Below are 21,114 nucleotides of genomic sequence, written 5' to 3' on the forward strand. Positions count from 1 at the left end.
TACCGAGCCCGCCGCTGAGGGGCGATCACCTCACGGATGCAGCGTCAGCAGCATCCGGTGGTTGCCGAGCGTGTTCGGTTTGACCCTGTCCAGGTCGAGGAATTCGGCGACGCCCTCGTCATACGACTGGAGCAGTTCGGCATACACCTCGGGAGTGACCGGATCGCCTTCGATCTCGGCGAACCCGTGGGAGGCGAAGAATCCCACCTCGAAGGTGAGGCAGAACACCCGGCGCACCCCGAGCGCCCGAGCGCGGTCGAGCAGCGCGCGCAGGATCTCGCTGCCGATCCCCTGACCCAGCTCCTGCCGGTCGACGGCGACGGTGCGGACCTCGGCGACGTCCTCCCACATGACGTGCAACGCGCCGCATCCGACGATGCGGTCACCGCGCTCGACGACCAGAAACTCCTGCAGCCCCTCGAAATATGCCACCGCCGGTTTGGGCACGATCGCCCGAGACGCGACGTATGGCGCCACGAGTTCGCGGATGCCACGCACGTCCGTGGCGCGCGCTGGACGGATCACCAGGTCAGGGTCCTTCACGAACGCGCAGCCTACTGCCGCGACCACTCTCACTCACGGCACGCCCGCCTTCGTGAGACGGCGACATCGGCATACGGGGTGACACATCGTCACAACGACACATCGCCACACGGACGCCGAAGGGGCCGGGTGCGTGCACCCGGCCCCTTCCGTTCGAACAGGTCAGTCCTTGGACAGGTCGATCCCGTGGTCGCCGCCCATACCGGCCGTCTCGACGGTCAGACCGTCGGGTGCCTCCGGCTTCGGACTGCCGGCGAAGGTGAACTTCGCGTCCTTGCCCTCGCCCTCGACGTCGACCAGCACGATCTCGCCGGCACCGAGTTCGCCGTACAGGATCTTCTCGGACAGCATGTCCTCGATCTCACGCTGGATGGCGCGCCGCAACGGGCGTGCACCGAGGGCCGGGTCGTAACCGCGCTCGGCCAGCAGGGCCTTGGCGGCCGAGGTCAGCTCGATCGCCATGTCCTTGTCCTTCAACCGGATGTCGAGATCGGCGATCCGCAGATCGACGATCTGCACGATCTCGTCCTGGGTCAGTTGCGGGAAGACGATCGTGTCGTCGACACGGTTGAGGAACTCCGGGCGGAAGTGCTGCTTCAGCTCGTCGTTGACCTTGGCCTTCATCTTCTCGTAGCCGGTCGAGTTGTCGTTGCCGGACGCGAACCCGAGCGTGACGCCCTTGGAGATGTCACGCGTGCCGAGGTTCGTGGTCATGATGATGACGGTGTTCTTGAAGTCGACCACCCGGCCCTGGCTGTCGGTCAGGCGCCCGTCCTCCAGGATCTGCAGCAGCGAGTTGAAGATGTCCGGGTGCGCCTTCTCGACCTCGTCGAACAGCACGACCGAGAACGGCTTGCGACGGACCTTCTCGGTGAGCTGGCCGCCTTCTTCGTAGCCGACGTAGCCGGGGGGCGATCCGAACAACCGCGACACGGTGTGCTTCTCGGAGAACTCCGACATGTCGAGCGTGATGAGGGCGTCCTCGTCGCCGAACAGGAACTCCGCCAGACCCTTGGCAAGCTCGGTCTTACCGACACCGGTGGGGCCGGCGAAGATGAACGAGCCACCCGGGCGGCGCGGATCCTTCAGACCCGCGCGCGTGCGGCGGATCGCCTGCGACAGACCGCGGATCGCGTCGTCGTTGCCGACGATGCGCTTGTGCAGTTCGTCCTCCATCCGCAAGAGGCGGCTGGACTCCTCCTCGGTCAGCTTGAAGACCGGGATGCCGGTCGATGCCGCCAGGACCTCGGCGATGAGTTCTTCGTCGACCTCGGCGACGACGTCGATGTCTCCGGACTTCCACTCCTTCTCACGCTGCGCCTTGGCGTTGATGAGCTTCTTCTCGTCGTCGCGCAGTGACGCGGCCTTCTCGAAGTCCTGACCGTCGATCGCGGATTCCTTCTCACGACGCACGTGCGCGATCTTGTCGTCGAACTCGCGCAGGTCCGGCGGGGCGGTCATCCGGCGGATGCGCAATCGGGCGCCCGCCTCGTCGATCAGGTCGATGGCCTTGTCCGGCAGGTGACGGTCGTTGATGTAACGGTCCGCCATGTTGACCGCCCCCACCAGCGCGGCGTCGGTGATCGTGACCCGGTGGTGCGCCTCGTAACGGTCGCGCAGGCCCTTGAGGATCTCGATCGCGTGCGGGATCGTCGGCTCCTGCACCTGGATCGGCTGGAACCGGCGCTCGAGGGCAGCGTCCTTCTCGATGTGCTTGCGATATTCGTCCAGCGTGGTGGCACCGATGGTCTGCAACTCGCCACGCGCCAGCATCGGCTTGAGGATCGAGGCCGCGTCGATCGCGCCTTCGGCGGCACCCGCGCCGACGAGGGTGTGGATCTCGTCGATGAACAAGATGATGTCGCCGCGGGTGCGAATCTCCTTGAGCACCTTGCGCAGACGCTCCTCGAAATCGCCTCGGTAGCGGCTGCCGGCGACGAGGGAACCGAGGTCGAGGGTGTAGAGCTGCTTGTCCTTCAGCGTCTCGGGCACCTCGCCGCGCACGATGTCCTGGGCGAGGCCTTCGACCACGGCGGTCTTGCCCACGCCCGGCTCTCCGATGAGCACCGGATTGTTCTTGGTGCGTCGCGACAGCACCTGCATCACGCGCTCGATCTCTTTGTCGCGCATGATGACCGGATCGAGCTTGCCCTCGCGGGCCGCCTGAGTCAGATTGCGCCCGAATTGGTCGAGCACGAGGGACCCGGCGGGGGTGCCCGCCTCAGGACCGGTCTGACCGGGGCCACCCGGGGTGGGCTCCTTGCCCTGGTAGCCGGACACCAGCTGGATGACCTGCTGGCGCACGCGGGCAAGGTCGGCGCCCATCTTGACCAGCACCTGGGCGGCGACGCCTTCACCCTCGCGGATCAGGCCGAGCAGGATGTGCTCGGTGCCGATGTAGCTGTGGCCCAACTGCAGACCCTCGCGCAACGACAGCTCAAGGACCTTCTTGGCGCGCGGGGTGAACGGGATGTGACCCGACTGCGTCTGCTGGCTGGGGCCGATGATCTCCTGGACCTGCTCGCGGACGGCATCCAGCGAGATACCGAGGCTCTCCAGAGCCTTGGCGGCAACACCCTCACCCTCGTGGATCAGGCCGAGCAGGATGTGCTCGGTGCCGATGTAGTTGTGGTTGAGCATGCGCGCTTCTTCCTGAGCGAGCACCACAACTCGCCGTGCGCGGTCAGTAAACCGTTCGAACATCTCAACTCCTCGGGTAGCAAGCGCCACCATCGATGCTAGCCGCAACCCCTGAAACACCGACGGCTGTGACGGCGCTCCCAGGGCAATGGTCTTCGAGGCGGTCAACGCCACCACACCGCACCCTGTTCCACGACCGGTAGCAGCACACCATTTGTTCGCGGACAGCGAAATCGCCGAGTCCGCACGGGTGACCGCCGTGGATGCCCATTGGCCTACGATCCCCGGCATGACCTCGCCCGAATTGATCGACGTCTTCGGCGCGATCGTGGCGGTGGAGGTCGAGGAGGCCGACCGCGAGCGCATCCGGTCGCAGTGGTCCAGGTGCCTGGCCGACACCGGCCTGCCGGCCGACGCCGAGATTCCCCTGCGCGAGCACATCGAGACCCACCGCCGCGACTACCAGCTCGCCACCGAGCTGACCCTCGCCGGCATTCGACAGAGCGCGGGCTCCCGCCTCATGCTGCATGCCGCCGGCGTCGCCGACCTCGCCACCGGCTCCGTGATCGCGCTCGTCGCACCGTCCGGCACCGGCAAGACGACCGCCGCACGCTGGTTGTGCCGCAACGGATTCGGCTATGTCTCCGACGAGACGGTCGTCATCAGCACAGATCTGACCGTCACGGCGTATCCCAAACCGTTGTCCGTCGTCATCGATCCGGCCGAACCGACGCACAAGCGCCAAGAAAGCCCCGACGCGCTCGGGCTGCTGACTGCGCCGGTTGCACTGCGACTGTCGACGATCGTGCTGCTGGACCGCGATCCCGATGCCGGCGAGCCCGAGATCGAGCAGCTCGCACTGGCGGACGGCCTGCTCGCGCTCATCCCGCAGACGTCGGCGCTTCCGGCGATGGACCACCCGCTTGGCACCCTCGCCGGCCTCGTCGTCGCCGCGGGAGGCGTGCTGCGGTTGCGATACCGCGACATCGACCAGACCGCCGACATACTGCGCTCTGCGCTGGCCACACCGCGCGTTCAGCCCGAGATTCTCGACCAGCTGCACCCGGCGCCTGGCTCCGAACTGCCCGAGATGTATGACGCAGCTCCCGCCGCCCCCGCGCCGACCGCGGCGCTGTCGCTGGGGTCGACGGTGACCCGGCTGCCTTACACCGATGCCATCGCGATCGACGAGAGCATCGTGGTGCTGGTCGGCTCGTCGACGGTGGTGCTGGACGGTCTCGGCTCCACCATCTGGCGACACTGCGAACGCCCGGTCAGCGCCGACGCCTTGGTGGACCGCTGCCGACAGGAGCACGGCGACCACGCGGACGCGACGCACCTGGTGCTGGACGCGATCGAGGTGCTGTACTCCAGCGGACTGCTGCAGTACAGCTGACCGCGCAGACCGTGCCGGCGGTACCTCGCACCGGGCACGTCGACCTGACCAGCCGTGCAGGCACCTGCTGCCGTCATACCAGCAGTCGTGGGATCAGCCGATCGAGCAGCTCGGCGATGTGCTCCGCAGTCCGCGCCGCGACCTCGGGGCCCCGCTGGTAGGGGTCGGCCACGTCGTCGTCATCGGTCAGCCGGGGCCGATAGGCGCCGATGCTGCTGACCAGGTCGGCGCCGTGCTCGTGCGGATCAGCCGCCGACACCGCCTTCGCCAACTGCACGAGCGTGAACGTGTGCCGCACGAACGCAGGGAACTCCTCGAGCACATAGGTGCGGTGCGCGGTCTCCATCCCGACGATCAGATCGGCCGTGCGCATCACCGCGGGCGTCAACTGCCGCGACGCGAAGCCGCTGTCATCGACACCGCGCGCTCGTAGTTCGGCGGCCATGAACTGGTCGATGCCTGATCCGGTCAAGGCGCCGACCCCAGCGCTGGCAAACTCCCAGCCGGTCTGCCCGACCTGCTGATAAAGGTGCGCGGCATACCGCTCGGCGAACGGCGACCGGCAGATGTTCCCGGTGCAGACGAAGAGCATCAGCGGCATGGTGTGAAGGAACCTCTCGGGCGGTGCGGGATGGCACCGATCCTCGCATGCGCACCGGTCGCATCAACCGGCTTTTCGCTTTTTGCCCTTCCCGCTCTTCGTCGCAGCTTTTGCCTCCGACGTCGGCTTCTGCTCCGCCTCGTCGTCGTCGGACTCACCGCGCGCTTTTTTGGCGCGGTCGACGCTTTGTTGGAGGGCCGCGAGCAGGTCCAGCACCTCGCCACCGTCGTCTTCCGGCTCTGGCGCCACGGCAACCTCGCCGCCGGCAAGCTTGGCCTCGACGACCTGCTTGACCGCCTCCTCATAGTCGTCGACATAGTCGTGGGGGTCGTAGTCGCCGGCGAGTGACTCCACCAGCAGATGCGCCATCGACAACTCGGCGGGCTTGACCTCGGTGTCGTCCTCGTCGAGCACGTCGAACTCCTGCGGTCGCACCTCGTCGGGCCACAGCAGCGTCTGCAGCACGATGACCTCGCCGCGCACGCGCAACAAGGCCACCGTCATACGGGTGCGCAACGACACCGTGACAAGAGCGACCCGGTCGGTGTCCGTCAGCGCCTCACGCAACAGGACGTACGGCTTCACCGCCGACGCGTCAGGCTCGAGGTAGTAACACTTGTCCAGATAGAGCGGGTCGATCTGGTCGCTCGGCACGAACTTGTCGACCGCGATCTCTTTGCTGGTGCTGATCGGCAGGTCGGCCAGGTCGTCGTCGGTGAGCACGACCATCGCGCCGTCCTGCGTCTCGTAGCCCTTGGCGATGTCGTCATACGACACCTCCTCGCCGTCGATCGCGCACACGCGTCGATACCGGATCCGGCCACCGTCGGCCCGGTGGACCTGACGGAACTGGACGTCGTGGTTCTCAGTGGCCGAGTAGAGCCGGACCGGCACGTTCACCAGACCGAAGGACACGGCGCCCTTCCAGATAGCGCGCATTCGGCAAGATTGCCTCATGCGACCGATGCTTGCCACCCCCGTGGAGGCGGTGCCGCCCGGTCCGGGCTGGCAACACGAGGTCAAATGGGACGGCATGCGCGCCCTCGTCGAGGTGCGCGGCTCCACTGTTCGGGTGTTCTCACGCACCGAACGCGAGGTGACGCCGGCCTTTCCGGAACTGTGCGGCCCCGACTCCGGGATCACCGGGTATGCCGATCTGCTGCTCGACGGCGAGGTGGTCGTCATGGGCCCGGACGGGCGGCCGTCGTTCGCGACGCTGGCCGAGCGCTTCCACCTCACCGACGCGGCAGCAGCGGCACGTATGGCGGTGGCAGCGCCGGTCTGCCTGATGGTCTTCGATGTGCTGCGTGCGATGAACCGCCCCACCACGGCGATGCGGCTGAGCGATCGGCGGCATCTCGTGGAGGGGCTTGGCCTGTCCGGTCCACACGTGCGGACGCCACCGGTCTTCGACGACGGCGCGGCGTTGATCACCGCGACCGCGCAGCACCGCTTCGAGGGCGTGGTGTCTAAACGACTGGGCTCGACATACCAACCCGGCCGTCGTAGCGGCGACTGGCGCAAGACGGTGCACCGTGCGACCGGGTCGTTCGTGGTGTGCGGATGGCTGCCCGAACGCACCAGCAGCCGTCTGGGGTCGGTGCACCTGGCCACACCGACCGCAAGCGGCGGGCTCGCCTACCGTGGATTGGTCGGATCGGGCCTGGCCGGCCGGGCCGGAGAAAGTCTGCGCGCGCAGCTGGTGGCTCTCGGGGTCGACAACTCGCCGTTCACCGATCCTGTGCCACCCGAAGCGCTGCGGGACGCCCACTGGGTGCGGCCGGAGCTCATTGCCGACATCGAGTTCCACGGGGTCACCGCAGGCGAGCGGCTGCGACAACCCACGTGGCGGGGCCTGCGCGCCGATCTCACCACGGCCGATCTGATCGAACTGGAGGGGTGAGATGCCGCAGCAGCCGAGAGACGGCACGAGCCTGACGGTGGCAGTCGGCGGACGCCGGCTGAGCGTGTCCAACCTGGACAAGATCCTGTACCCCGCGACCGAGACCACCAAGGGCGAGATCATGAGCTACTACGCCACGGTGGCGCAGCCCTTCCTCGCCGGTCTCGCCGGCCGACCGGTGACCCGGGTGCGCTTCCCGCACGGTGTGTCGGATCTGTCGTTTTTCGAGAAGAACCTCCCGCCGGGCGCTCCGGACTGGCTGGACAGGGTTGAGTTGGACTCACCCGGCTCGCGCGGCTCGGGCGGCACGGTGACCTATCCGCTGGTCAACGATCTCGCTCAGCTCACCTACCTGGTCAACCTGGCGTCGCTGGAATTCCACGTACCGCAGTGGCGAGTGGGGCCGGACGGGCCGATGCCACCGGATCGCCTGGTGATCGACCTCGATCCGGGAGCCCCGGCCGGTCTGGTCGAAGCCGCGCGCCTCGCTCTCGTCATACGTGACGAATTGGCGCGGCAAGGGCTTCACCGCACCGTTCCGGTGACATCGGGCAGCAAGGGAATGCAGGTGTATGCCGCATTGGACGGTTCTCGCACGAGTGAGGAAATTCGGGATCTGGCGCGCGAGTTGGCGCAGACGCTCACTGCACAGCGCCCGGATCAGGTTGTCTGGAAGATGACGCGCTCGATCCGGCCGGGGCGGGTATTACTGGACTGGTCACAAAATACGGCGGCCAAGACAACCATCGCGGTGTATTCCACTCGAGGCCGCGACCGGCCGACAGTTGCGGCGCCGCGCTCATGGACCGACATCGAGAGCGGTCTCTCCGGCGACGAATTGAAACAACTCGACATCAATGAGGTGATGTCGCAGTTGTCTGCGGTGGGCGATCTGTTCGCTTCCGGACTCGCCGATCATGACTGAACTGGTCGGCTGTCAAAACCGGTGAACTCTGTGTGCTGGCCACCGCATGCAAAACGCCACCTCGGGGAACCCGTCTGCCGACATACGTCGCTGTAGCGACCGGTCGGCAGGGGCACCCCGAAGTGGCGTCCTACGTAAAGCCTCGGGTGATTCTCAGCCGTTTGCCTTGGCGTAGGCCTCTTGCAACTCGGCCGAGACACGACCGCGGTCGCTGACCTTGTATCCGTTGGAACGGCCCCACTCACGAATCTTGTTCAGGTCGCCGCGAGGGTTGCTCTGGCGAGTGGCGCCAGTCGTACGCGCGCGGTTCTTCATGGGACGTGCATAGCCGATCCACTTCGCGAAAGAGTCACGAAGCTTTGCAGCATTCGCCGCGGCGAGATCGATCTCATACGTCTTGCCGTCGAGCGCGAAAACGACAGTCTCGGATGCTTCCGAGCCGTCGATGTCGTCCTCTAGCAGGATCTGCACCCGCTGAGCCATCAGGCCTCCTTTAGTCACCATTGTTTTGTCAGTAACCAACGCTAACACAAAGCAGCACGGCAAACGGCACGCCTTCCAGAGGTTGCCGTAATAGCAATTGATGAATCAGAGGTTTTTAGCCTCGGGCGCGGTCGGCTCTTGTTGAATGGTGTGCTCCTGCTCCCACTGCGCATGTGCGACCCGCTCTCGGCGATCGCCTTCCATCATGTGCTTGAGGATGATGTACAACAGATAGAGCAGGCCGATCGACGGCAACAAGGTCTCTATGTACGGCCACACGCAAACGATCGTATGCCCGCATCCTGTGCGTCAGAACAAAGCCCCCTCCACGGGCGGGCGTTCCAGGTTCAGCAACCATGCCTTTCGTTCGATCCCGCCGCCGTAACCGGTCATGCTGCCGGAGGCGCCCACCACCCGGTGGCAGGGCACCACGATCGAGATCGGGTTGCGGCCGTTGGCCAGCCCTACTGCCCGACTGCTGCCCGGCGCGCCGATATGGGCCGCCAGTTGCCCGTACGACCACGTCTGGCCGTACTCGATGTCGAGGAGTCCGCGCCATACACGGCGTTGGAAATCGGTGCCGTGCTGAGCCAACGGCAGATCGAAGTCGCGGCGCTCGCCGGAGAAATACTCCGTCAGCTGACGAGCCACCTCGGCGAGCACGTCGTCGTCGGGTGACACCGCCGGCCCGAAGGTCTGCGTCGGCGGGCGGTGACGGTGCTGCTGCATGAAGATGCCACTAAGCGCGTCATCCTCGGCCACCAGTGTCAGCACGCCGATCGGCGTGTGTTCCATCGTGGTGTGTCTGGTCGTCATGACGACGCCTCCTGATTCGGGAGTCGGTTGATGTCGTGGGAACCACTCGCCCACAGGTGTTGAACGGCGTATGCACGCCAGGGCCGCCACGCCGCAGTCGCCTGCTGCAGCGCGGCGCCTGCGACCGGCATACCGAACCGTTTCAGTGCGGCGCGCACACCGAGGTCGGACGCTATGAAGGCATCCGGATCACCCAGAGCCCGCATTGCGACGCCATCGACGGTCCACGGCCCGATCCCGGGCAGTGCGTCGAGCGCGGCGCGTGCTGCACCCCAGTCCGCGCCGGGAGACAGATCGAGGCTGCCGTCCGCAAGTGCCGCCGCGAGGATCCGCACCGTGCGCCTTCTGCTCGCGGGCATCGCCAGGTGTTCGTCCGGTATGTCGGCGAGCGCCGCCGGTTCCGGGAACGCGTGGGTCAGCCCACCACCCGGGTCCTGGATCGGGCTGCCGTATGACGTGGCCAGCCGGGCCGCATGGGTCCGGGCGGCACGCGTGGAGATCTGCTGCCCGAGCACCATCCGTATGGCGAGTTCGGCACCGTCGACCGTGCGCGGAACCCGTCGACCCGGTTGTGCCTCGACCAGCGGACGCAGCACGGGGTCCGCCCGCAGGTGGGCGTCGATCGCCCACGGGTCTGCATCGAGATCCACCAGGAACCGGCACCGGCTGACCGCAACCGTCAGGTCGCGCAGATCCTGCAACCACAATCGAGCAGCGACGTGGTCCGACTCGGGCCGCAGGGCCACGACAGCGAAGCCGTGCGGCAGCCGCACCGCCCTGCGATATGCGCCGTCGTGCCACTCCTCGACGCCTGGTACGGCCGTCGCCACAAGGTGGCCGAAGAGTCCTTCGACCGCAAAGGGTGTGCGAAACGGCAGCCGGAGCGAAACGTGGTGCCAGGCGCCTGTCAGACCGCCCGCGCCGGCATCAGCGGCCGCTGCCCGGCTGCGCAACTGCCGCGGGGCGGTCGCGAAGACCGCCTGCACCGTGTCGTTGAACGACCGGATGCTGCCGAAGCCCGCCGCGTGTGCGACGTCGGACAGCGGCAAGGTGGTCGTCTCGATCAGCACCCGTGCGGTCTGGGCCCGCTGCGCCCGGGCAAGGGCGACTGGTGTCGCGCCGAGTTCGGCGCGCACCTCGCGCTCGATCTGACGCGCGCTGTAGCCGAGCCGCCGCGCGAGCCCCTGCACGCCGTCGCGGTCGACGACCCCGTCACCGATCAAGCGCATCGCCCGCGCGACGAGGTCAGCTCGCAGATTCCACTCCGGCGACCCGGGACTGGCATCCGGCCGGCATCGCTTGCACGCTCGGAAGCCGGCCGTCTGAGCAGCGGCTGCGCTCGGATAGAACGTGATGTTGGCGGCCTTGGGCGGGGTTGCCGGGCAACTGGGCCGGCAATAGATCCCGGTGGTGCGCACGCCGGTGAAGAACCATCCGTCGAAGCGCGCATCCCGTGACCGCACGGCCGCCAGGCACACGTTGTGTTCCGCTATCACGAGAACAGTCTGGGGGCGGACACCGACAATATCTAGCAGAAAAGCGACATGACGCTTTTCTGCCAGTTGGCACCGGGAACAGTGCCAGCAAAGCGAACCGTCACGCCTGAGCCGGGCCCAGGTGCAACGGCAGATTGTCGATGAGCCGGGTGGTGCCGACCTTCGCGGCGACGGCGAGCAACGCCGGTCCGCGATACCACTCCGGCACTTGTTCGAGGGTCGAGGGATGGACGAGCACGAGGTAGTCCACGAGCGCAAGCGGCTCTCGCACCAGCACGTCACGAGCCGCTCGGCGGACCGCGGCCGGACCAGCCGTCGCATGCTGCTCGCCGGCCCGCAATGCAGCCGAAAGACACTGTGCCACTTCACGATCGGCGGGCGACAAGTAGGTGTTGCGACTGCTGAGAGCGAGCCCGTCGGGCTCGCGGACGGTCGGAACAGCGACGATCTCCACAGGGAAGTCCAGATCCTGCACCATTCGCCGGATGAGCAGCAGTTGCTGGGCATCCTTCTGCCCGAAGAAGGCCAGGTCGGGCCGCATCAGGTGCAGCATCTTGGCCACGACGGTCAGCACCCCGTCGAAGTGGCCGACGCGGGAAGCACCCTCCAGCACATCACCGAGACCGCCGGCGCTGACGCGCACACCGGGTTCACCATCGGGATAGACGACATCCGGACTCGGCGCGAACACGAGCGAGACGCCCTCCCGCGCGCAGATCTCGACGTCGGATTCGAGGGTCTGGGGGTATCGCGACAGATCCTCGCCTGCGGCGAACTGCAACGGATTCAAGAAGATCGTCACGACGACGTGGTCCGCCGCGGAGGCTGCCTGCCTGATGAGTTCGGCGTGGCCCTCGTGCAGGGCCCCCATCGTCATCACGACACCGACAGTCCCCTCGAGCCGCGCCCGAGCGGCGTGAAGGTCCTGACGGGTGTGTGCGATCACAGGGGTGGCGGTCATCGGTCCTCGTCGTCCTTCGGCTGCAGGATCTCCAACATCGGAGTGACACTTTCGGCGGGCATCGCGCGGCGCGAGATGGCACGTAACGCCGTCGCAGTCGCGATGGCACGGTATGCCATCGCGATGTCCTCAGGTTGCCGGCTCACCGCATCCAGATGTGCGCTCACCGTGCCGACGTCGCCACGGATGATCGGCCCGGTGAGTGCGCGGTCACCGTGCTCGAGCGCGTTGTCGATCGCGGCCTCGATCAGGGGGCGCAGGATCACTGCCGGGTTGTCCAGCCCGGCGGCGCGCAGCATCTGCTGCGCCTGTGCAACCAGAGTCGTGACGTGGTTGGCGCCATGCGACAGAGCGGCGTGATACGTCGAGCGCTGCTCCTCTGCCAACCGGAAGGGTTCACCGCCAAGATCGAGCACCAACGCTTCGGAGACCAGATCCGCGCCCATCGACGCCGTCACCGCCATCGGTGTGCCGACCAGTCGCGGCAGATCCTTGGCCGTGCCGGAGAAGGTCATCACCGGATGCAAGGCAACGGCGTCGCCACCGGCGGCAACCACGGGCGCGAGCACGTCCACACCGTGAAAACCACTGAAATGGATGGCCAGTCGCCCCCCGGCCCACGCCCTCGTGGCCGCGAGACCGGTCACCAACGAGGCGATCTCGTCGTCCGGCACCGCGAGCAGCACCACGTCGGCAACGGCCACGACGTCAGGCACCTGCAGCACGGGCACACCGGGCAGCAGTCGCGCCGCCCGCTCCCGAGATGCCTCGCTGACCGCACTCACACCGACGATCTCGTGGCCGGATGCCCGGAAGGCCGCACCTATCACGGCGCCCACCCGGCCGGCGCCGATGACTCCGATGCGCAGGGTCGGCTCAGGCATACTCACCCGCACGACGCTAGTCGGCTCGTCGGCGCGACGGCCAGCCGGGGCGACTGACCTAGCCTGTGTGGCATGGCATGGCGGACCTGGCAGCAGGCATGGCAGGACAGCCTGTATGCCGACGGCGGGTTCTACCGCCAATCCGCAGGTCCAGCAGCGCATTTCGCGACGTCAGCTCAGGGCATACCAGGTTCGGGTCCATTGCTCGCGAGTGCCGTCGTGGCGCTCACCCGACGGTACGGGTGCGACTCAGTCCTCGAAATCGCCGCCGGTCGCGGCGAGTTCCTCACCGAACTCGCGCGCACAGCCCCAGACCTTCGCCTGCACGGCGTCGACGTCGCACCGCGCCCTGACGGGCTGCCGGACGGCGCCGCCTGGACGACGGCGGTCGGCGGCGCCGGGCTTCCGCCGACGCTGCACGGGCTGCAGAACACGCTCGTCTTCGCCCACGAATGGCTGGACGTGGTGCCCTGCCCCGTCGTGGAGTTCGACGCGCACGTATGGCGCATCGTCGAGGTCGCCGACTCCGGCGAGGAACGGCTGGGCGATCCAGTCGATGACGGGGATCTTCAGTGGTTGCAACGCTTTTGGCCAGGCTCGCCACAGCAGGGCGATCGCGCCGAGATCGGCTCCACCCGGGATGCGGCATACGCGACGCTGCGGGAAAGAGTCGTCAGCGGCGTCGTGGTCGTCGTCGACTACGGCCACCTCGCACACGAGCGCCCTGTGCACGGCACCCTCCTGGGCTTCCGCGACGGTGCAGCCTGCCCGCCACTGCCCGACCGCAGCACCGACATCACCGCCCACGTGGCGATCGACTCGCTCGCCGGCCCGGAGGTGGAGCGCGTGCGACAGCGGCAGGTCTTCGCCCAACTGGGCATCACCCGGCCGGCACCGGAGATTGCGTTGGCCGCGACCGACCCACCGGCATACCTGCAGGCCCTGGCCGAGCGAAGCGCACTCGCCACATTGACAAGCGCAGACGGTCTGGGCGACTTCTGGTGGCTGCTCGAGAAACGGCCCGGCGACTGACCGCTCGCGAGGTGTCAGCTCTGCGGACGGAAGGTGGCCAGGACCGCGTCGGCCTGGGCCTGCGTGAGGACGCCGGGCTGGCCGATGTTGCGCACCAGGACGAGCATCGCCGAGGATCCGTTCACCTTGAAGCTGACCGTGGTCACCACGACCTGCTTGGCCGCCGAACACTTGCCAGGATCCCCGATCGTCGCGGTGATCGAGTATTCCGCGGCCTGAATCGTGCCCTGGTTCACCTTGATATATTTCACCGGGGTGATCTTGGACTCCGCCGCGTACGAGTTGTCGCTCTTGATCGCGAGCGCGTCAGCAAACTTCTTGGTCGCAATGGGCCCAGCCGATGTCGGATCAGAAGTCCCGATGCCGTACAGACCAATCGTCGCGAGCGATTGGGTCTTGTCGGCAGCGCACCAGCCGAGACCGTAATTCGCCGGGGCCGCAACGGTCGCAAGTGGATTGCCCTGACTATCGGCCCACCCGGCGATGGTGCCCTGCGACGACAGCTTCCAGCCGGCATCGGGCACGTCGTACTGTCCCGGCTGATAACTGCCACCGGACTGCGACTGCCAGCCGGCTTCGAGCGCGCGCGCCCCACTGGCGATGGTCGGATTGGTCCACGTTGTCGCCGTGGGCGGTGCAAGCGAGGTGGTCGACGCCGATTGCGCGGCCTTGGCAGACCCGCCGCCGCCGCCCTTGAGCGCGAAGACGAGCCCTCCGCCGACAGCGACCACAACAACCGCCACGACACCGGCAATCACTTTGACACTGGTGCGTTTCGGCCGCTTCGGTGACAGCGAGCCGACCGTTTCGGACGACACCTGCTCGTACCGGTTGTAATACCCCGACTGCGGATTGGCCGAGGTCGCTCCGGAGCTGGGGCCGGTAGCACCAGGATCCGACGACGAGCCGTATGACCCCGCGCCGGTCCCCTCCCAGCTGCTCGGCGACTGGTCACCCTGACCGTACGGCGGCCAGCCGCCATCCCCTTGGTTGCTCACCCGAGAAGATTACAAGCAGAGTCCCCCGGCGCAGGACCTCGAGATTCCAGCAATTTCCCAGCCGCAATCCATACCGTGCCGACCACTTCGATGGACCGAGGGGACGCCGCATGCCGCGATCCGGAGCCACGGACGCCGGCGAGAACGCTCGCGGCGTTCGGATCGGTGGCGTCCTCATGATTCTGGGATTCACCCTCGCCGTCCTGCTCGGCCTGCTGACCTTCCTGTCGATGTTCGGCACCCACCCGCAATTCGAGTTGCTACCGCTCGTGGCCGCCACCTTCGCGGTGGGCGCCTTGGGCGCGGGCCTTCGCCAGCGCGGAACGGCAGACCATCAACGGCGGTGACCATCGCCTCCCGTCGCGCGCTTCCCTCACCCGTTCGACTGCCGCGCCCGGTAGGCCGCGACATTCGCTCTGTTCCCGCATCCTGCTTCGCAATAGCGCCTCGACCTGTTCTTCGACAGATCCACCAACACGTTGTCGCAGTCCTCGGCGGCGCAGGTGTTCAGGCGGGACAACTCACCGGCGCGGATGACGTCGACGACCGCCATCGCCGCCTCGACGATCCAGCGTGATGCCAGCGGCGCGTCGGCCGGCGTGGCATGCAGGTGCCAGTCCCATCCGTCATGGCGCACCAGCTGCGGCAGGGCCCGCTCATCGGCGAGCACGTCATTGACCCACGTCACGGCGTCGACCTCGCCCATCGACCACAACTCGCGCAATCGCGGCCGGATCGCGCTCACCGCGGCACGCTCCGCCGCGTCATACGTGATCGGACCGCTCCACTCCCACTGCTGCACGAACGCCTGGTATGACGCAGCTTCCGCCAGTGGATCCGGATCTTCGTCAGCGGTGTTGACCAGCGCGGCCGCAGATTGCAGCGCGACCTCCGTGTCATGCGCAAAAAGCACTTTGACTCCTGTCCTTTGCATCCCCTACCATCATGGCAGACACCGGCATAAGTCCATTTTACCCATTACACGAAACCAGGAGGTGCACCGTGACTGCAACCGAGATGACCCCTGTCGACCCCACCCTCCGGTTCCAGACGCCGGAGCCGCTCCCGGTCAACGCCGCGGACGCTACAGCGACGCACACCGGTGGCCGGTCTGCACTCGCGATCGCCATTGCGTCCGCGGCGGCTTTCGGCAGCTCCGGCACCTGCGCGAAGGCTTTGCTGGACGCGGGCTGGTCACCTGCCGCAGCTGTCACCGCACGCATCGCGCTGGCGGCGCTCGTTCTCGCCATACCGACCGTGCTCGCCCTGCGCGGACGCTGGCACCTGCTGCGCAGCCGCGTCCTGCCGATCGCGATCTATGGCCTGACGGGAGTCGCCGGTTGCCAGTTGGCGTACTTCAACGCCGTCAACCACCTCTCGGTCGGTGTCGCGCTGATGCTCGAGTACCTCTCCCCGGTACTCCTCGTGCTCGGCGTCTGGGCCTGGAAGCGCCGCCGGCCCGCGACGCTGACCCTCGTCGGCACCACGACCTGTGTGGTCGGCCTCGTCCTGGTGCTCGACGTCTTCGGCGGTGCGCACCTGTCGGCGGTCGGCATCGCGTGGGGTCTGGGCGCGGCGGTCTGCTCCGCGGGCTACTTCGTGCTCGCCGGCCGCTCGGACGACGAGTTCCCGCCACTCGCGCTCGCCGGAGTCGGTATGGCGGTCGGCGCTGTGCTGCTGGGCGTGCTGGGCGCGCTCGGCATCCTGCCGATGCACGCGACGACCCGCGACACGATCTTCGCCGGGCACCACACGTCCTTTCTGGTGCCGTTGGTGGCGCTCGCAGTGATCGCGACTGCCTTCGCCTACGCGACCGGCGTGATGTCCGCGCGCCGTCTCGGCACCACCGTGGCGTCCTTCGTCGCGCTCGCCGAGGTGTTGTTCTCGGTCGTCTTCGCCTGGCTGCTGCTCGGTCAGCTGCCGTTGCCGGTGCAATTGGCCGGCGGCGTGCTCATCGTGGGCGGCGTGGTGCTGGTGCGACTGGGTGAACTGCGCGGGGCCTCCCGGCATACCGCACGCTGACTGGCACACTGGGGGCCATGTCGACCCGTGAGCTGACCGTCGGAGTAGGCGCGGGCGGCCTCGCAACGGCCGACATGGTCCTCAACATCGGCCCTCAGCACCCGGCGACCCATGGCGTGCTGCGGCTGCGGATCACCCTCGACGGTGAGCGCATCAAAGCCGCCGAGCCCATCGTCGGCTACATGCATCGCGGCGCCGAGAAGTTGTTCGAGGTCCGCGACTACCGCCAGATCATGGTGCTGGCAAACCGGCACGACTGGCTGTCGGCGTTCTCCAACGAGATCGGTGTCGCGCTGGTGGTCGAGCGGATGCTTGGCATGGACGTCCCAGAACGCGCCACCTGGACCCGCACATTGCTGGCCGAACTCAACCGGATCCTGAACCACTTGATGTTCCTCGGGTCCTATCCGCTCGAACTCGGCGCGATCACCCCGATCTTCTACTCCTTCCGCGAGCGCGAGGAGTTGCAGGCGGTCATGGAGGAGATTTCCGGCGGCCGGATGCACTACATGTTCGGCCGCGTCGGCGGCCTGCGCGAGGACCTGCCGACCGGCTGGCTCGGCCGGGTGACCGCGGCGATCGCTGCCGTCCGGCGCCGACTGCCGGATCTGGAGGGCATGCTGCTCGGCAACGAGATCCTGCACGCCCGAACCCGTGGCGTCGGCATACTCTCCCCGGAAATCATTGCCGCGTATGGCGTTTCGGGCCCCATCGCACGAGCCTCCGGTGTCGATGTCGACCTGCGCCGCGACCAGCCCTATCTGTCGTATGCCGAGCTGTTCGCCGACGGCGGCCCCGGCCGTGTCGTGACGCGCTCGGCCGGCGACTGCCTGGCCCGTCTCGAAGTGCTCATGGAACAGGTCCACGTCAGCCTCGACATCGCCCAGGAGTGCGTCGACCGGCTGCAGACGCTCGGCGCCGGTCCGGTCAACGTGAAGTTGCCGAAAGTGCTCAAGGTGCCCGAAGGCACCGACTATCTGGCCACCGAGAATCCGCTCGGTTTCAACGGCTATTACCTCGTCTCGCGCGGCGACAAGACACCGTGGCGACTCAAGCTGCGGTCGGCGTCGTTCAACAACGTCGCAGTGCTCGGCGAACTCTTGCCGGGCACACTGCTGGCCGACATGGTGGCCATCCTCGGATCGACCTTCTTCGTGGTGGGCGACATCGACAAGTGACCTCCGTGAATCTATTGCGATCCAGGTCACATTTCTCTACCTTGTGAACGTTGGCTACCGGTTGGTAACCACCGTCATACCGCTGTTCTCGCTTCCATCCGACCCGCGCTTGCGCCGGCCGCCTCTCCCGGAGGGTTCTCATGACCACCAGCATCAAACGACGCGCCCTCGGAAGCGCCGGGGCCGCCGCCCTGGTCGCAGCCGGCCTGTCCACCGCCATCGCAGCCGCACCGTCCGCCAGCGCGGCAACCTCACCTGCACTGAATTACAACTGCACCGTCACGATTTTTGGCGCAGCCGTACCCCAGGGCGTGTGGACCGCCACAGTCACCGCCGATGTGCCGACGTCAGTTGCGCCAGGTGCCGCAATTCCAGCACCGAGCATCTCCGCCAAAGTAGTGACCAATGCAGGTTCGGGAGACACGCTCCGGTTCCTCAACATCAGTTCCCTGTCGGGGACCAGCACCGCGAACTACACCTTTGGCGGCAAAGAACAGACAGCACAACTGACGATACCGACCACCAAGGTGCCAGCCTCCGGCGTTGTCACGACCGTGGCTTCCGGAAAGGGAGAAGCGGCGACGGCACCGACCACAGCCGGACCGGTTGTCGTCAAGGTCGGCGACTTCACGGCAGACCTGACGTACACGACCGGGGCCGCAACCGGACAGATGAAGCTCGCCTGCAATCTCGTGCCGGGCCAGAACACCACGTTGGCAACGATTTACGTCGGTTCTTCGTCGCCGACGTCCAGCGCCTCGCCATCGAGTTCGTCCTCGGCACCCACGGGTTCCTCCTCGTCTCCCGCGCCAGCCAAGAGTTCGGCAACCGCTCCTACCACGACCACCGGTCCGGCAGTTGTGACCGACGGTGGCGCGTCCGGTGGTGACAGCAACGCGCTCGTTGCGGCCGGTGCGGCCGCGGTCGCCATCGGAGCGGGCGCCGGTGCCTTCGGCCTGCGACGCCGGATGCGCGGCTGACACCCGGACTTCGGTTTCTGCTGTGGCCTCGACGGAAGCGTCGGGGCCACAGCTGTATGCCGCGGCGGGACCGACGACCGCCGTACCCAGTCATTTCTCGGTGACGCCACGCTCACCAAATTGGCCGCATGTCAGATTTGTTACTCCGGGGTATTGCGATCCAGATCACACTTCTCTACCTTTGTTTCTGCTGGCTACCGGGCAGTAACCCCACGCTGGCGCTCCTCGCAGTTCCTTTCATCACCCGGGCCAGCGACGTCGCTGCCTCCCCCTCTTGGAGGAATCACATGACCAGCACCATCAAACACCGTCTTGTCGGAGCGACCGGGGTCGTCGCACTGCTCGGAGCCGGCATGTCGGCTGCCGTGGCGGTGGCCCCCGGAGCCGACGCAGCCACCTCGGCGAAGCTCAATTACAACTGCACTGCGACCGTTCTCGGCACCAAGATGTCTCAAGGCGTGTGGACCGCCACGGTCACGGCGACGACACCCGCCTCCGTCACGGTCGGCGCCGCCATCGCCGCACCGAAGATCACTGCGTCGGTGACCTCGTCGACGGTCGCAGCCAACACCTTGCGTGAACTCGGAATCACCTCGCTGACCGGCACCAGCACCGCGAACTACACCTTCGGCACCGGGGCACGCACCGTTGCGCTGACCATCCCCAAGACCGCCGTGCCGAAGACGGGCACGATCACCACGTCCGCCTCCGGCACCGGCAAGGCAGAGGTCGCCCCGAAGACTGTCGGCTCAATTGTCGTCAAGATCGGCAACTTCACCGCCAGCCTGCAGACCTACCAGGGCACCACCAAGAGCGCCCTCCTTCCGATCAGCTGCACGTTGGTGGCCGGTCAGAACACCACGCTGACCACCATCAAGGTCGTCGCCGCCAAGAAGGCATCCGTGAACTCGGTCTCGGCGCTGGCGAAGCTGGACCGCGTCGCCGCCGAGCAGCGCCGCACGATCGGCTGACCTCCAGCCGTTCAAAGCAACTGCCTGACAACGTGGCCCCGACCTTTGCGCCGGGGCCACGTTCGTCATACGTCGGTGTCTGCGCTCAACGACCACAGCGCGTCACATGCGCCTCGAAGCGAAGGCTCACTGCACGTCGCTGTCGAAATCCACGTCGCGATGCCATGACTCCGTCGTGTATGACGTGACCCAGCCCATCGAGGTGTAGAGCCCTTCGGCGCCGGTGGGCGAATCCGCATCGACCTCCAGCCCGACGCGGTTGCGCCCGCGCTCCAATGCATCGCGAATCACGGTGTGCAGTAAGGCTTTCGCGACACCGCGTCCGCGCGAACGGCGATGCACTCCGATGTAGTCGATGTAACTGCCCGCGACTCCGGACGCCTCCGGCGGCAGCACCGATCCGACGAGTGCGCCGCCGGGCAGCACCTCGCCATCCAGTTCGACCTCTGCGAGCCACCAGTGGTCCCACCGGTGGCCGGGGTCTTCGCGCAGCCGCTGCACGAATTCGGGAAAGCTCTCGCGATAGGAGTTGAAGTGGTCGGCGAAGGACTCCTCCAGCACCTGATGCACCGTCTGCAGATCGGCGGCCACCGGCAGACCGTCGTCGTGCCGAGCCACCGGCCGCACCGTCACACCTTCGCGCGGCCCAGGGAGACCGTGGTCCGCCGCGGTCACCGGTCGCGACATCTGCCACCAGGTGCGAGTTCGGTCGTAACCGGCGTTGGCGAGCCACCGGCGCTGGCGTTCGTCGCGGGAGTAGGCACCTGAGTCCAACTGCGTCTGGCGGATTCCACGAGTCCGTGCGACCTCGCACGCCTGGCCGTAGGCCCACGAGAACAACGACGCCGCGAGCGTGTCGACGACCTCGTCATCACCTCGGTCCGGGCGAACCGTGACCTCGACGACGGTGCGCCCGGACGCGCGGTCGTAGACCGTGGCCCACGCAGCGAGGTCACCAGCGCCATCACGCACCACGACCTGCCGGCGAGTCCAGGATCCAGGTCCGACGACATTGGTGGCGACGCTGTCTTCGTCCACCGAGGAGCTGCCGTTCGCGACGCGCTGATGTGCTGCCAGCAGGGCGACCAGTTCGGGCAGGTCATGAGAGCCGGGAACGGTCGTCGTCCATCCGTCTGGCACGTCGGCAGGCAACTCGGGCGCATGGGTCACCGGACCAGTCAACCAGGGTTGCGGCGGATGCGCGGCGTGGATGCCCCGGCCGTGGCAGCACAGCCCATCTACCACCCGGTGATGAGCAGCGGTCGACCCGGGAAGGTGGCATGCG

22 protein-coding genes are annotated in these 21,114 nt (G+C 67.0%); 9 read left to right on the forward strand and 13 right to left on the reverse strand.

Annotation, left to right across the window (positions count from 1 at the left end; genetic code table 11):
• Positions 1–30: 30 nt before the first annotated feature.
• Together BKA23_RS11190 and BKA23_RS11195 are read right to left on the reverse strand one after the other, a co-directional pair.
• Entirely contained in the window at positions 31–543 is a 513-nt protein-coding gene (locus BKA23_RS11190) for an amino-acid N-acetyltransferase (RefSeq protein ID WP_246104620.1), read from the reverse strand.
• Between the two features lie 162 nt (positions 544–705).
• A complete protein-coding gene (locus BKA23_RS11195; protein ID WP_145228672.1) occupies positions 706–3,246 on the reverse strand; it encodes an ATP-dependent Clp protease ATP-binding subunit in 2,541 nt (846 codons plus the stop codon).
• Positions 3,247–3,472: 226 nt separating this feature from the next.
• Between BKA23_RS11195 and BKA23_RS11200 the strand changes: the two genes are divergently transcribed.
• The gene (locus tag BKA23_RS11200; protein WP_145228673.1) at positions 3,473–4,579 is read left to right on the forward strand and encodes a hypothetical protein; all 1,107 of its coding nucleotides are present in this window, start codon (positions 3,473–3,475) and stop codon (positions 4,577–4,579) included.
• A gap of 73 nt (positions 4,580–4,652) precedes the next feature.
• On the opposite strand, the gene BKA23_RS11205 is transcribed toward BKA23_RS11200, so the two are convergent.
• Positions 4,653–5,180, reverse strand: coding sequence for an arsenate reductase/protein-tyrosine-phosphatase family protein (locus BKA23_RS11205; RefSeq protein WP_145228674.1), 528 nt, complete (start codon positions 5,178–5,180; stop codon positions 4,653–4,655).
• A gap of 63 nt (positions 5,181–5,243) precedes the next feature.
• On the reverse strand, positions 5,244–6,119 hold the full coding sequence (gene ku / locus BKA23_RS11210; RefSeq protein WP_145228675.1) for a non-homologous end joining protein Ku: 876 nt from the start codon (positions 6,117–6,119) through the stop codon (positions 5,244–5,246).
• Between the two features lie 16 nt (positions 6,120–6,135).
• Here ku and BKA23_RS11215 point away from each other — a divergent pair, with 16 nt between their 5' ends.
• Both BKA23_RS11215 and ligD read left to right on the forward strand, forming a co-directional pair.
• Entirely contained in the window at positions 6,136–7,083 is a 948-nt protein-coding gene (locus BKA23_RS11215) for an ATP-dependent DNA ligase (RefSeq protein WP_170226487.1), read from the forward strand.
• A 1-nt stretch (position 7,084) separates the two neighbouring features.
• Positions 7,085–8,008, forward strand: coding sequence for a non-homologous end-joining DNA ligase (gene ligD, locus BKA23_RS11220; protein ID WP_145228676.1), 924 nt, complete (start codon positions 7,085–7,087; stop codon positions 8,006–8,008).
• Positions 8,009–8,161: 153 nt separating this feature from the next.
• Here ligD and BKA23_RS11225 read toward each other — a convergent pair whose 3' ends face one another.
• The 6 genes from BKA23_RS11225 to BKA23_RS11250 form a co-directional block, all read right to left on the reverse strand.
• Complete coding sequence (locus BKA23_RS11225) at positions 8,162–8,491, reverse strand: histone-like nucleoid-structuring protein Lsr2 (protein ID WP_145228677.1); 330 nt, start codon at positions 8,489–8,491, stop codon at positions 8,162–8,164.
• Between the two features lie 105 nt (positions 8,492–8,596).
• Positions 8,597–8,770 (reverse strand): hypothetical protein, encoded by a 174-nt coding sequence (locus tag BKA23_RS11230; protein ID WP_246104621.1) that lies wholly within the window; start codon positions 8,768–8,770, stop codon positions 8,597–8,599.
• A gap of 30 nt (positions 8,771–8,800) precedes the next feature.
• On the reverse strand, positions 8,801–9,307 hold the full coding sequence (locus tag BKA23_RS11235; RefSeq protein ID WP_145228679.1) for a methylated-DNA--[protein]-cysteine S-methyltransferase: 507 nt from the start codon (positions 9,305–9,307) through the stop codon (positions 8,801–8,803).
• Complete coding sequence (locus tag BKA23_RS11240) at positions 9,304–10,803, reverse strand: AlkA N-terminal domain-containing protein (RefSeq protein ID WP_145228680.1); 1,500 nt, start codon at positions 10,801–10,803, stop codon at positions 9,304–9,306. Before BKA23_RS11240 ends, BKA23_RS11235 begins: the two co-directional genes overlap by 4 nt.
• A gap of 100 nt (positions 10,804–10,903) precedes the next feature.
• Positions 10,904–11,764 carry a pantoate--beta-alanine ligase gene (gene panC / locus BKA23_RS11245; RefSeq protein ID WP_145228681.1) on the reverse strand — a complete coding sequence of 287 codons (861 nt, stop codon included), beginning with the start codon at positions 11,762–11,764 and terminating at the stop codon, positions 10,904–10,906.
• On the reverse strand, positions 11,761–12,648 hold the full coding sequence (locus BKA23_RS11250; RefSeq protein ID WP_145229531.1) for a Rossmann-like and DUF2520 domain-containing protein: 888 nt from the start codon (positions 12,646–12,648) through the stop codon (positions 11,761–11,763). Before BKA23_RS11250 ends, panC begins: the two co-directional genes overlap by 4 nt.
• 72 nt (positions 12,649–12,720) lie before the next feature.
• On the opposite strand from BKA23_RS11250, the gene BKA23_RS11255 reads away from it, so the two are divergent.
• The gene (locus tag BKA23_RS11255; RefSeq protein ID WP_145228682.1) at positions 12,721–13,680 is read left to right on the forward strand and encodes an SAM-dependent methyltransferase; all 960 of its coding nucleotides are present in this window, start codon (positions 12,721–12,723) and stop codon (positions 13,678–13,680) included.
• A gap of 14 nt (positions 13,681–13,694) precedes the next feature.
• Here the strand turns inward: BKA23_RS11255 and BKA23_RS11260 are convergent, their stop codons facing one another.
• Positions 13,695–14,678, reverse strand: a complete 984-nt coding sequence (locus BKA23_RS11260) for a DUF8017 domain-containing protein (RefSeq protein WP_145228683.1) — start codon at positions 14,676–14,678, stop codon at positions 13,695–13,697.
• A 110-nt stretch (positions 14,679–14,788) separates the two neighbouring features.
• On the opposite strand from BKA23_RS11260, the gene BKA23_RS11265 reads away from it, so the two are divergent.
• The gene (locus BKA23_RS11265; RefSeq protein ID WP_145228684.1) at positions 14,789–15,025 is read left to right on the forward strand and encodes a hypothetical protein; all 237 of its coding nucleotides are present in this window, start codon (positions 14,789–14,791) and stop codon (positions 15,023–15,025) included.
• A gap of 26 nt (positions 15,026–15,051) precedes the next feature.
• Here the strand turns inward: BKA23_RS11265 and BKA23_RS11270 are convergent, their stop codons facing one another.
• Positions 15,052–15,591: a CGNR zinc finger domain-containing protein gene (locus tag BKA23_RS11270; RefSeq protein ID WP_145228685.1), complete on the reverse strand. Its 540-nt coding sequence runs from the start codon at positions 15,589–15,591 to the stop codon at positions 15,052–15,054.
• 89 nt (positions 15,592–15,680) lie between these two features.
• Here BKA23_RS11270 and BKA23_RS11275 point away from each other — a divergent pair, with 89 nt between their 5' ends.
• The 4 genes from BKA23_RS11275 (at position 15,681) to BKA23_RS11290 (ending at position 19,829) form a co-directional block, all read left to right on the forward strand.
• Positions 15,681–16,700: an EamA family transporter gene (locus BKA23_RS11275; RefSeq protein ID WP_246104622.1), complete on the forward strand. Its 1,020-nt coding sequence runs from the start codon at positions 15,681–15,683 to the stop codon at positions 16,698–16,700.
• A gap of 17 nt (positions 16,701–16,717) precedes the next feature.
• On the forward strand, positions 16,718–17,878 hold the full coding sequence (locus tag BKA23_RS11280; protein ID WP_145228686.1) for an NADH-quinone oxidoreductase subunit D: 1,161 nt from the start codon (positions 16,718–16,720) through the stop codon (positions 17,876–17,878).
• 140 nt (positions 17,879–18,018) lie between these two features.
• Positions 18,019–18,858: a DUF6801 domain-containing protein gene (locus BKA23_RS11285; protein WP_145228687.1), complete on the forward strand. Its 840-nt coding sequence runs from the start codon at positions 18,019–18,021 to the stop codon at positions 18,856–18,858.
• Positions 18,859–19,145: 287 nt separating this feature from the next.
• Positions 19,146–19,829, forward strand: coding sequence for a DUF6801 domain-containing protein (locus BKA23_RS11290; RefSeq protein ID WP_145228688.1), 684 nt, complete (start codon positions 19,146–19,148; stop codon positions 19,827–19,829).
• A 126-nt stretch (positions 19,830–19,955) separates the two neighbouring features.
• Here the strand turns inward: BKA23_RS11290 and BKA23_RS11295 are convergent, their stop codons facing one another.
• Complete coding sequence (locus tag BKA23_RS11295) at positions 19,956–20,999, reverse strand: GNAT family N-acetyltransferase (protein ID WP_145228689.1); 1,044 nt, start codon at positions 20,997–20,999, stop codon at positions 19,956–19,958.
• Between the last annotated feature and the right edge of the window lie 115 nt (positions 21,000–21,114).

It is taken from the genome of Rudaeicoccus suwonensis (assembly GCF_007829035.1).
In the GTDB taxonomy this organism is placed as follows: Bacteria; Actinomycetota; Actinomycetes; order Actinomycetales; family Dermatophilaceae; genus Rudaeicoccus; species Rudaeicoccus suwonensis.

Coding starts and splice junctions, on each gene's coding strand:
- BKA23_RS11195 (WP_145228672.1), bottom strand. CDS start 3,246: ATGTTCGAACGGTTTACTGACCGCGCACGGCGAGTTGTGGTGCTCGCT.
- BKA23_RS11200 (WP_145228673.1), top strand. CDS start 3,473: ATGACCTCGCCCGAATTGATCGACGTCTTCGGCGCGATCGTGGCGGTG.
- BKA23_RS11205 (WP_145228674.1), bottom strand. CDS start 5,180: ATGCCGCTGATGCTCTTCGTCTGCACCGGGAACATCTGCCGGTCGCCG.
- ku (WP_145228675.1), bottom strand. CDS start 6,119: ATGCGCGCTATCTGGAAGGGCGCCGTGTCCTTCGGTCTGGTGAACGTG.
- BKA23_RS11215 (WP_170226487.1), top strand. CDS start 6,136: ATGCGACCGATGCTTGCCACCCCCGTGGAGGCGGTGCCGCCCGGTCCG.
- ligD (WP_145228676.1), top strand. CDS start 7,085: ATGCCGCAGCAGCCGAGAGACGGCACGAGCCTGACGGTGGCAGTCGGC.
- BKA23_RS11225 (WP_145228677.1), bottom strand. CDS start 8,491: ATGGCTCAGCGGGTGCAGATCCTGCTAGAGGACGACATCGACGGCTCG.
- BKA23_RS11235 (WP_145228679.1), bottom strand. CDS start 9,307: ATGACGACCAGACACACCACGATGGAACACACGCCGATCGGCGTGCTG.
- panC (WP_145228681.1), bottom strand. CDS start 11,764: ATGACCGCCACCCCTGTGATCGCACACACCCGTCAGGACCTTCACGCC.
- BKA23_RS11250 (WP_145229531.1), bottom strand. CDS start 12,648: ATGCCTGAGCCGACCCTGCGCATCGGAGTCATCGGCGCCGGCCGGGTG.
- BKA23_RS11255 (WP_145228682.1), top strand. CDS start 12,721: ATGGCATGGCGGACCTGGCAGCAGGCATGGCAGGACAGCCTGTATGCC.
- BKA23_RS11265 (WP_145228684.1), top strand. CDS start 14,789: ATGCCGCGATCCGGAGCCACGGACGCCGGCGAGAACGCTCGCGGCGTT.
- BKA23_RS11280 (WP_145228686.1), top strand. CDS start 16,718: ATGTCGACCCGTGAGCTGACCGTCGGAGTAGGCGCGGGCGGCCTCGCA.
- BKA23_RS11285 (WP_145228687.1), top strand. CDS start 18,019: ATGACCACCAGCATCAAACGACGCGCCCTCGGAAGCGCCGGGGCCGCC.
- BKA23_RS11290 (WP_145228688.1), top strand. CDS start 19,146: ATGACCAGCACCATCAAACACCGTCTTGTCGGAGCGACCGGGGTCGTC.